Raw genomic sequence first — 10,275 nt, 5'->3', positions numbered from 1 at the left:
CCTTTAGACGCGAGCCCGGGGCCCGTGGGTTATACCCTAAGAGCAAACCACCCTTTTTAAGGGTGGTTCTGATTTCAGCTAACGTACGTCATAGCAATCCCCGGTAGGTCGAAGGTGCTCTGCGGCGGCCCGGTGTTTTCATCTGAACGACTTTGCGCAGCAACCGGAGTGAAGATGAAAACACCGGGCCGCCGCAGAGCACCCACAGACCGCAGGGACGGGAGCAGCTATACTACTCTCAGTAGTTAAGGGTCGCGGATCCGCCGCGTCGCCGCTCTCAACAGGAGGTCTTTGTTTATGGCAGATCAAAAGCCGGTTGTCGGGATCATCATGGGCTCCAAGTCCGATCTGGGCGTTATGGAAGGCTGCACCGCCGAGCTCGAGGCACTGGGCGTGCCCTATGAGCTCGTGATTGCAAGTGCGCACCGCACGCCGGCGAAGGTCCATGAGTGGGCCTCGACCGCTGCCGACCGCGGCATCAAGGTGATTATCGCTGCCGCCGGCAAGGCTGCTCACCTGGGCGGTGTCGTGGCTGCGTTTACGCCGCTGCCGGTCATCGGCGTGCCTATGAAGACGAGTGATCTGGGTGGTATGGACTCGCTGCTGTCGATGGTGCAGATGCCTTCGGGCGTGCCCGTTGCCTGTGTGGCCATCAACGGTGCCAAGAACGCCGCCATTTACGCCACGCAGATCCTGGGCGCCTGCGACCCCGAGTACCGCAAGGTTATCGAGAAGATGAAGCAGGAGATGGCTGACGCCTAAGCGCTCTGCCAGTCCATTTGCAGCATAAGGAGAGCCATGTCCGACTATCAGGGAAAGCGTTTTTCGGCTTCTCGGATTCCCGATTCAGCCAAGTCGGGAGCAGCCCGCGCGCCGCAGCAGGGTCGGACATCCTCTCCTCAACAGCCGCGCGCGCCGCGCCCCGTGACGCCGGCGAAGCATCGCCGTCAGGATACGCCGGCTGCATATCGTCCTTCGTCATACAGTACGGCCAAGAAGTCACCTCGCTCTTCGGCGCATGCCGCGCCATCGAGCTATACCGAACCGCCGCGCAAAAAGCGCCGCTCCGTCATTCCCATACTGCTCATCATCATCGGCATTGGCCTGATCGTTGCTGCAGCCGCCATCTTTATCAACGCGCAGATTGGCTACAAGCAGGCGAGCGAGTCGTATCAAAAAATCGAAAAGCAATATGTGAGTGACAAGGACGCCAGCGGCGTGCCGATTATCGACTTCAATGCGCTTGCTCAGACAAATCCCGAGGTTGTGGGTTGGATTTACGCGCCCGGCACCAACATCAACTACCCCGTGGTGCAAACCAACAACAACTCCAAGTACCTCAACACGCTGTTTGACGGTACGGCCAATGCCTCGGGGGCCATCTTCTTGGATAGCGACGACACCGCGCCGGGCATGGTGGATCAGCAGACCACGATTTACGGTCATCATATGAACGACGGTTCGATGTTCAACGTGATTTCGGATACGACCGATCAGGCGACGTTCGACAGCATGGAATACGTGTACTACATCACGCGCGATGCGACGTATAAGTTGCGCCCGCTGGCGACCAAGGTGGTCGAGGACACGTATGCCAAGGCGCGCACGCCCAACTTTGAGGGCGATGACGGACTGAAGAATCACCTGTCCGAGATGCTCGACGGCGCCTCTGCCGTGGCGAGCGATGCCACCGATCGTGCCGCTTCGGCAACCAAGGTCGTAACGCTTGTGACCTGTCGTTCGTTATCGCTGAGCAACACGCGTGCTGTCATGGTGCTCACGCCGGTCGAGGAATAAGTTGTTCGAGAGTAGCTAAAAAAGCCCCGTTCCAAATTGGCTACTCGACGACGGTAAGGGGGAAATGATGCTCGAGAATGGCAAAACGATGCCTTCGGTTGATGCTTGGCTGCGCGAGGCCAAGGCCGATTCGTCGGCACCTGCGTGCGGTATGTATCTGACACATAACGGTGTGGTGCGCGCGACGCCCAAGGCCGAGGCGCGCGGTGTCGAGACCGATGGCGTGGCGCCGGGCCACAAGGTGGGCGGCATGGTGTTCGGCTACGACGCCAGCAAGGTACAGGCCGCCATCGAGGCGACGCGCGCGATGCCGGGTATCGGCTATGTGCGCGTGTGGCTGGCAAGCGGCGAGCTTGCCGTAGGTGACGACATCATGCTCGTGCTCATCGGCGGGGACATTCGCCCGCACGTGGTCGATGCGCTGCAGGCGCTCGTTGGCACCATCAAGAATGAATGCGTGAGTGAGGTCGAGCGCGAGGCGTAGAGGCTTGCGTCGATGGAAGGCTCGTTTATAAAAATGCCCGCCGGTACGTGTGATACCGGCGGGCATTTTGCGTTTTGGGCGCGGTGGACGCTACACGCGCGTCGCATCCTTGGGGCTCATGGTCATGCTCTGGAAGCGGTTCTCCATGTAGTCGTTATCGAAATACTTGCCGTAGAACTGCGCGACGGGAATATCCGGCTCCGTGCCGTTGACGCGCTGGTACCAGTAGTCGAGCGACTGCAGCGTCATGACGCCGTCGACCAGCATAATGACGGTAAAGATGACGGTAGCCGAGTAGCGACTCTTCCACGGAATCATGTTGATGAGCTTGAGCAGCCTCGGCAGCAGCAGCTTGATCCAGATAAGGCCACCCAGGCCCCACAGGCAGGCAAAGCCCGTGCAGGTGCGTCCGCCCGTAAGGACGGCGAGTGGGTCGGGCATGCCGAACAGCTTCATGTGCGAGTAGCTCCACGAGACCACGCCAAATGAGGTCTGCATAAACCAGCCTACGAACACCTCAAAGCTCGCGCCGAGCACAGCGCTTACCAGGAAAATGATGATGGGGTTCTTTTTATAGAAGCGGTTGAGCACCATGGTCATGAGTACGGCGCCAAAGCCATAGATGGGGCTGAAAGGACCAAACAGCATGCCGGCGCGGTCCTGGTAGACGCCTGGGTCGTCGACCGTCATGTGCCAGATGTCCTCGGCGATCAGGCCGAGCACGCAGCAGACGAGGAATACCCAGAACAGGTTGAAGTAGTTGAGCTTGATGTAGCCCTCGCCGGTTTCATCGCGGCCGAGCATGCCCTCCGCGGCGGCGTCGCGGTCGAGCATCTCCTGCAGGCGGCGCTGCAGTTCGCGCTCCTGGCGCAGCGTGGGGTCGACGGTTGTCGAAAGTGCAACGAGGATGCCGAGCTGGATCGCGGGACGCAGCAGGAAGGGCCCGATGCCCTGGAGCATCACGTCGACCAAAAGCTCGACGACGGTGAATGCAATAAGGATGTAGGACAGGCGGGCGGCGTTGCGGCGCTGGTTTTTGATAAGGTCCAGGCCAAAGATGATTAGGATGACGGCACTTGCCGCAGCGAGCATGATGCCGGCGACGATAAGGCCGACTGCGACGAGCGTGTTGTCGCCGAGCTTTTCGGCGGCGTTGCCGCTGATGAGCGCGGTAATGACACGCCACATAAAGGCAGCGACCGACGGGAGCGTGCCCACGCCGGACAGGATGCACAGGACGGCGTACACCTTAATGACGAGGGGAATCTTCTTGACCTCCGTGGCGCTGGGGACGCTGGGGTCGAGTTCGTTTCGATCCATACAGAACCTTTCTCGCTTTGTTGTAGGTTATAAGGATACGCCGCCGACCAGCCATAAGACAGGACGAACGTCCCAATTGCAACTTTGTAATCCCCAACGGTGGACGCGGCGGCCATCTGGGAGCGCGGGTGCTTGCACTGGACAGACCGATAAAATGTTTGGCCGCAAAACGGATTATTAGCTCGGTGGGCTTTTAAAAAGCGCTGCTCATGCGCTGGGGAGCGTGTCGCGCCGTGCGTATAATAAGGCGGGTAACGCCAAAATACGAGGCTCTGAGGGGATGCCATGTCTCAAGAAACCATCCTCGCGGCCGAGCGCGCCGCGGGACAGGTGAACGCCATGTCGACGTATGATCCGGATTCCGACCAGCTGCATGAGGAATGCGGCGTTTTTGGTGTCTGGGCGCCCGATCGCGACGTGGCTCGACTGACGTACTTTGGCCTGCGTGCACTGCAGCACCGTGGCCAAGAATCGGCGGGAATCGCTGTTGGTGACGGCGGTACGGTTATGGTCCGCAAGGACCTGGGCCTGCTCGACCGCGTGTTCTCCAATGCCGACTTGTCGACGCTCTCCGGTCAGCTGGCCGTGGGTCACGTGCGCTACGGCACCGCCGGCGCCAAGAGCTGGGAAGCCTCTCAGCCGCACCTCTCTACCATCAATAGCGTCATTATCGCGCTCGCGCACAACGGCACCCTCGTCAACACCGACGAGCTGCGCCGCCAGCTGATCGAGCTGGGCGTGCCGTTCCTCTCCAACTCGGATTCCGAGGTCGCGACCAAACTCATCGGCTACTTTACCCAGCGTACAGGCCATCCGCGCGAGGGCATTCGCAAGACCATGGAGCTCGTGCGCGGCGGCTACGCCATGACGCTCATCAACGAGCAGGCGCTCTACGCATTCCGCGATCCGCACGGCATTCGCCCGCTCGTGCTGGGCAAGCTGGTGGACGAGGGCCTGGACCAGGCCGATGCCGCATCCGTTTCGAAGCTGCCGTCGCAGGACGGCGCCGCGACGGTCGACGCCACCACCCGTGTCACCCGCGCCGGCGGCTGGGTCGTCGCCTCCGAGACTTGTGCGCTCGACATTGTGGGCGCCGAGTACGTCCGCGACGTCCGTCCCGGTGAGATTTTGCGCATCAGCGCCGAGGGCCTTGTGTCCGAGCAGGGCGTGCCTGCCGCCGAAGAGCCTGCTAACTGCATCTTTGAGCAGGTTTACTTCGCTCGCCCCGACTCCATCATGAACGGCAAGAGCGTCTACGCCTGCCGTTATGACATGGGTCGTCAGCTGGCACATGAGGAGCCCGTCGAGGCCGACCTGGTTATCGGCGTGCCCGACTCCGGCCTGCCGCCCGCGGAGGGGTATTCGCACGAGAGCGGTATTCCCTTTGGCGAGGGCCTCATCAAGAACCGCTACGTGGGTCGTACGTTTATCGAGCCTACGCAGGAGTTGCGCGCCATGGGCGTGCGTATGAAACTCAACCCGCTGCGCGACAACATCGAGGGTAAGCGCCTGGTCGTCATCGACGACTCCATCGTCCGCGGCACCACCATGGTGCAGCTCGTCAAGATGCTGCGCAACGCCGGCGCCAAGGAGATTCATATCCGCATCAACTCGCCCGAGGTCATCTGGCCGTGCTTCTACGGCATCGATACCGACGTGCAGTCGCAGCTTATCAGCGCCAACAAGACGGTCGATGAGATTTGCGAGTATATCGGCGCCGATTCGCTGGCATTCCTTTCGGTCGAGGGCCTGCTTAAGGTCATGCCCAAGGGCGGTTACTGCGATGCGTGCTTTACCGGCCGCTACCCCGTGGCGATTCCCGAGAGTTTTGGCCGCGACAAGTTTATGGAGGGCTTTAAGCCCCGCAACCTGGACAAGCCGCTGCACTTTGACGACGACGCCGTGGTCGAGAAATACGACGACCGCAGCTGGGAAGAGGAGCACGGCGAGGCCTAAAACCTGCCATGTGGGGACAGGTTTATTTTGGTAGGTTTTACCTGCTGTTTTGTTGATATGACGGCGCGTGCTGTTATGGCGTGCACCGAAATGAACGCAACTATGAGCACCGTTTGGCGCCCGCGCGGCGCCACGGTAGTGGGAGAGGAAGGCTCAGATGAGCGACAGCAAACATGTGACGTATGAGGACGTCGGCGTCGATACCGCCGAGGGCGGCCGCGCCGTCGACGCTATTAAGCAGATGGTTAAGGACACCAACCGTCCCGAGGTCATCGGCGGTATCGGTGGCTTCGGCGGCCTGTTCTCGGCCGCCGCACTTAAGGATATGGAAGACCCGATCCTGATCAGCGGCACCGACGGCGTGGGCACCAAGCTCGTGCTCGCCCAGATCATGGACCGTCACGAGACAGTGGGCCAGGACCTGGTCGCTATGTGCGTCAACGACATTCTGGCTTCGGGCGCCGAGCCGCTGTTCTTCCTGGACTACGTTGCCATCGGTCACATCGAGGCCGAGCACATGGCAAAGATCATCAAGGGTGTAGCCGACGGCTGTAAGCTCGCGGGCTGCGCGCTCGTGGGCGGTGAGATGGCCGAGCACCCCGGCGTCATGGCCCCCGCCGATTACGACCTCGCCGGCTTTACCGTGGGCGTCGTCGACCGTCCCAAGATGCTCGATCCCGCAAACGTCCGCCCCGGCGATGTGATCCTGGGCCTGCCTTCCACCGGCGTGCACTCCAACGGCTACTCGCTCGTGCGCAAGGTCATCGGCGTCGACGGCATTAAGCCGGGCACGCCCGAGGCCGCCGCTAAGGCGGAGGAGCTGAGCCGTCCGCTCGAGGAGCTCGGCGGCGCTTCGCTGGCAGACGCCCTGCTGGCTCCCACGCGCATCTACGTCAAGCCGATTCTGGAGCTGCTGCGCGATGGCGCCAACGTTCATGCCATTGCCCACATCACTGGCGGCGGTATTACCGAGAACCTCAACCGCGCGCTCGCCGACGACGTCGACGCTGTGGTCACCCGCAACGGTGCCGAGATGGGCTGGGACGTTCCGCCCGTCATCACCTACGTGTCGCGCCAGGCCGAGCTCGCGCCCAATGAGGCATGCAAGACCTTCAACATGGGCGTTGGCCTGTGCCTGATCGTCGCCCCCGAGGACGAGGCCGCGGTGACCGAGGCTCTGGTCGCGCTGGGCGAGAAGCCGTTCCGCGTGGGCGAGTGCGTCGAGGGCTCCGGTAAGGTCGTGTACTCCGATGAGCGCTAACGAGCAGATGGCTGCTGCCGAGGGCCTGGATTTTGTGCCCTATACCCGTCCGACCGGCACCGATACGGCCGAGCCGCTCAAGATCGGTGTGCTCATCAGCGGTTCGGGTACCAACCTGCAAGCGCTGATCGATCTGATCGCCGCCGGCAAGCTCAACGCTTCGATTGAGCTTGTGGTGTCGAGCCGTCCTTCGGCTAAGGGTTTGCAGCGCGCTGAGCGCGCGGGCATCCAGACGCTCACGCTGTCCAAGGATGTCTATGCAGACCCTATTGCCGCCGACGAGATCATCGCGCACGAGCTTCTCGAGCGCGGCTGCGAGTATGTGGTCATGGCCGGCTACATGCGCATGGTGCACACGCCGCTGCTGGCGGCGTTTCCCAACCGCGTGGTCAACTTGCATCCGGCGCTGCTGCCGAGCTTTACCGGTGCCCATGCGATCGACGACGCGTTTGCGCGCGGTGTCAAGGTGACCGGCGTGACCGTGCACTTTGCCAACGAGATCTACGACAACGGCCCCATCATCGCCCAGCGCGCGCTGACTGTCGAGGAAGGCTGGGATGTCGACACACTCGAGGAGCACATCCACGCGATTGAGCACGTGCTGTATCCCGAGGTCGTGCAGATGCTCGCCGACGGCCGCGTTCACGTGCTGGAGAGCGGCAAGGTCGCAATTGACGCGCCTCGCGGCTAGCGGCGCACAGTACAATTTAGCCGAGTAGTCAGGGTGGTCATTGGCGCCAAGGCGCGCGTGACCACCTTTTGTTTTGGGTAGTCATCGGGGACGGTCTTTAACGACTAGTCATTGGGGACGTTCTTGAATGACTAGTCGTTAAAGAACGTCCCAGGTGACTAGGTGAGAGAGGTGAGCGCATGGCGGATAACGAAGCGCTGTTTACGCCTGAGCTGGTGTTTTTTGATTGGGAGTGTGCAACGCCGGATGAGGTGTTTGCGCGGCTCGAGGGCGAGCTTGCCCCGCGCGGCTACATTGCCGACGGTTGGCTCGACGCCGTTCTCACGCGCGAGGATGCCTATCCCACGGGCCTTGCCATGCCGGCGGCAAACATTGCCATTCCGCATACCGATCCGGGGTTTGTGGCCAAGCCCTATATCGCGGTGGTGAAGCCCGCCGCGCCCGTGACATTTAACGCTATGGCTGGCATGGGCGCTCCGGTGCCGGCGCAGATCGTCATCAATTTGGGTATTGCCGAGCCGGGCGGCCAGGTCGAGGCCCTGCGGGCGCTCATGAACATCTTTATGGACGCCGATGCCGCAGCCGACGTGCTCGGCCAGACCACGCCCCAGGGCATGGTCGACGCCATTCGCCGCCACTTCTAAGGTGGGGCTGAGCCGGAACTTGGGGACGTTCCTTTTCTGCCGGCACTTGGGGACTGTCCCTAACTGCCGGCAGAAAAGGAACGTCCCCAAGTGCCACATCTGTCCCCTTTGCACCAAAATGGTGCAGATTAACTTGTCCCCCATGTGCCAAGCGTGCCGCGGGGGCTGCGTTGTGACACAATGGCGTTTGTTCGATTCGTGACGCGAAAGGCCAAACATGGCAAATAAGAAAAAGAACTCCGAGGCCGCGCCGACGCCCGAGCAGCAGGCTCGCGCTGCCTCCAGCTCTCGTAAGAAGCAGCGCAAGACGTACGTGTCTAAGACCGTCAAGATCGTTCTGGTGGTCATCGGCGTGCTGGCGATGCTGCTTTCCGTCTCGGCCATGGCGTGCTCCGGCCTTATGTCGCAGGCAGAGGATACCTCGGGCTACAAGCTTACCGGCGGTGTGGCTGCTACTATCAACGGCACCAACCTCACCGAGGACACCGTGACCAAGCAGATCATGAGCATGCGCACGTCCTACGGCTACACCAAGGACAAGGACTGGGCGCAGTATCTGGTCGACAACGACCTCACGCCCAAGAAGTATCGCAAGCAACTCATCGACTCCTACACGCAGCAGATTCTGCTTCAGCAGGCACAGAAGGAGAACGGCGTGACGGTGTCGGACGAGGAGGTCGAGAAGGCTTGGAAGGACGCGTGCAAGAGTGCGGGCGGCGCCAAGACCTTTAAGAAGACCCTCAAGACCTACGGCTACACCGAGGACACCTACAAGGACTCGCTCAAGGAGAGCCTGGCGCAGCAGAAACTCAAGGATGCCGTCGCGCCCACGAGCAAGCCCAAGGACAGCGAGATTGTCGATTACATCAACGAAAACCTGTCCAGCTACAACGACGCCCGTCGCTCGTCGAACATCCTGATCAAGGTTGATTCCGACGCTTCCGACGAGGACAAGGCTGCCGCCAAGGCCAAGGCGCAGGAGTGCCTGGACAAGATCAACTCCGGTGAGCTGAGCTTTGAGGACGCCGTTGAGCAGTACTCCGAGGACACCGGCTCCAAGGAGAAGAAGGGCGATGTGGGCTGGGACAAGCTCGCCACCTTCGTCGACAGCTACCAGGCGGCGCTCGAGGGACTCAACAAGGGCGATGTGAGCGACGTCGTCGAGTCGACCTATGGTTATCACATCATCAAGTGCACCGACTACTTCCATGTCGATAATCAGGTCGATGACATTAAGCAGGTGCCCAAGGACATCAAGAAGTACGTCTCCAACGTGGTGAAGACGCAGGCGGCAAGCACTGCGTACAGCGAGTGGCTGGAGCAGTACAAGAAGGACGCCGACATCACCGTTAACCCCATGCCCAAGGACGTGCCGTACAACGTCAGCCTGAAGGGCGTCACCAAGAGTTCGACCGACGATTCGTCGACGACTAAGTAATCATGGGGCGGTGCCCGCGTGAGTACCGCCCACGCTATTGAGGAGGATATGCAGATGACCAACGAAGAGCTGCAGAAGGAAATGATTGCGGCCATGAAGGCCAAGGACAAGGTTCGCCTGTCTATCATTCGCCAGGTTAAGGCCGAGGTGAAGAATATCGAGGTCAACGAGCGTCGCGATGTGACCGAGGAAGACGTCAACAACATGATCAAGCGTCTAATTAAGCAGACGAGTGAGACGCTGGAGATGTCCATTAAGGCCGGTACCGACCAGGAGCGTACCGACAACCTGACCGAGCAGGTCAAGATTCTGGAGAGCCTGCTGCCCGCGCAGGTTTCGGGTGAGGAACTCGAGGCCCTGATCGAGCAGGTCATCGCCGAGCTGGGCGCGACCTCTAAGAAGCAGATGGGCCAGGTCATGGGCGCTCTGGGCAAGGTTACCGGCGGCAACTTCGATAAGCCGGCAGCGGCAAAGATCGTCGGCGCAAAGCTTGCGTAATTTGTTACGCGGTTTTACCAAACCGCGTAACGGCTCGACGCTGCAAACCCGTACACACGGCAATCTGACGTTCAATTTCAAGGGCGCGACCATAAGGTCTGCGCCCTTTCATTCAAGACTTTAGTCTGCTGGCCGCGCAGCGGCCAGCTTTAAACCACCCGCTACGCGGGTGGAGACAAACGGCTT

General features: G+C 60.8%; 10 protein-coding genes. 9 read left to right on the top strand and 1 reads right to left on the bottom strand.

Annotation, left to right across the window (positions count from 1 at the left end; translation table 11 throughout):
• Positions 1-297 precede the first annotated feature (297 nt).
• From purE to ABCN01_RS09370, 3 genes are all read left to right on the top strand, one after another.
• Positions 298-762: a 5-(carboxyamino)imidazole ribonucleotide mutase gene (purE, locus tag ABCN01_RS09380; RefSeq protein ID WP_006235810.1), complete on the top strand. Its 465-nt coding sequence runs from the start codon at positions 298-300 to the stop codon at positions 760-762.
• A 36-nt stretch (positions 763-798) separates the two neighbouring features.
• Positions 799-1,797: a class B sortase gene (locus tag ABCN01_RS09375; protein ID WP_342997036.1), complete on the top strand. Its 999-nt coding sequence runs from the start codon at positions 799-801 to the stop codon at positions 1,795-1,797.
• A 64-nt stretch (positions 1,798-1,861) separates the two neighbouring features.
• A complete protein-coding gene (locus ABCN01_RS09370) occupies positions 1,862-2,281 on the top strand; it encodes a molybdenum cofactor biosynthesis protein MoaE (protein WP_271737783.1) in 420 nt (139 codons plus the stop codon).
• 90 nt (positions 2,282-2,371) lie between these two features.
• Here ABCN01_RS09370 and ABCN01_RS09365 read toward each other — a convergent pair whose 3' ends face one another.
• Positions 2,372-3,601, bottom strand: a complete 1,230-nt coding sequence (locus ABCN01_RS09365) for a putative ABC transporter permease (protein ID WP_342997037.1) — start codon at positions 3,599-3,601, stop codon at positions 2,372-2,374.
• 285 nt (positions 3,602-3,886) lie between these two features.
• Here ABCN01_RS09365 and ABCN01_RS09360 point away from each other — a divergent pair, with 285 nt between their 5' ends.
• The 6 genes from ABCN01_RS09360 to ABCN01_RS09335 all read left to right on the top strand — a co-directional run bounded on the left by ABCN01_RS09360 (position 3,887) and on the right by ABCN01_RS09335 (position 10,089).
• The gene (locus ABCN01_RS09360; protein WP_342997038.1) at positions 3,887-5,557 is read left to right on the top strand and encodes an amidophosphoribosyltransferase; all 1,671 of its coding nucleotides are present in this window, start codon (positions 3,887-3,889) and stop codon (positions 5,555-5,557) included.
• 157 nt (positions 5,558-5,714) lie between these two features.
• Complete coding sequence (gene purM / locus ABCN01_RS09355) at positions 5,715-6,818, top strand: phosphoribosylformylglycinamidine cyclo-ligase (protein WP_342997039.1); 1,104 nt, start codon at positions 5,715-5,717, stop codon at positions 6,816-6,818.
• Positions 6,808-7,509 carry a phosphoribosylglycinamide formyltransferase gene (purN, locus tag ABCN01_RS09350; RefSeq protein WP_342997040.1) on the top strand — a complete coding sequence of 234 codons (702 nt, stop codon included), beginning with the start codon at positions 6,808-6,810 and terminating at the stop codon, positions 7,507-7,509. The genes purM and purN overlap by 11 nt, the downstream gene beginning before the upstream one ends.
• 179 nt (positions 7,510-7,688) lie before the next feature.
• On the top strand, positions 7,689-8,153 hold the full coding sequence (locus ABCN01_RS09345; RefSeq protein ID WP_342997041.1) for a PTS sugar transporter subunit IIA: 465 nt from the start codon (positions 7,689-7,691) through the stop codon (positions 8,151-8,153).
• A 217-nt stretch (positions 8,154-8,370) separates the two neighbouring features.
• Positions 8,371-9,591 carry a peptidylprolyl isomerase gene (locus tag ABCN01_RS09340; protein WP_342997042.1) on the top strand — a complete coding sequence of 407 codons (1,221 nt, stop codon included), beginning with the start codon at positions 8,371-8,373 and terminating at the stop codon, positions 9,589-9,591.
• A 54-nt stretch (positions 9,592-9,645) separates the two neighbouring features.
• Positions 9,646-10,089, top strand: coding sequence for a GatB/YqeY domain-containing protein (locus tag ABCN01_RS09335; protein WP_342997043.1), 444 nt, complete (start codon positions 9,646-9,648; stop codon positions 10,087-10,089).
• Positions 10,090-10,275 lie beyond the last annotated feature (186 nt).

The sequence above is a fragment of the Collinsella aerofaciens genome (assembly GCF_039062365.1).
Classification (GTDB): Bacteria; Actinomycetota; Coriobacteriia; order Coriobacteriales; family Coriobacteriaceae; genus Collinsella.
This window is presented reverse-complemented; position numbering and strand designations above follow the sequence as displayed.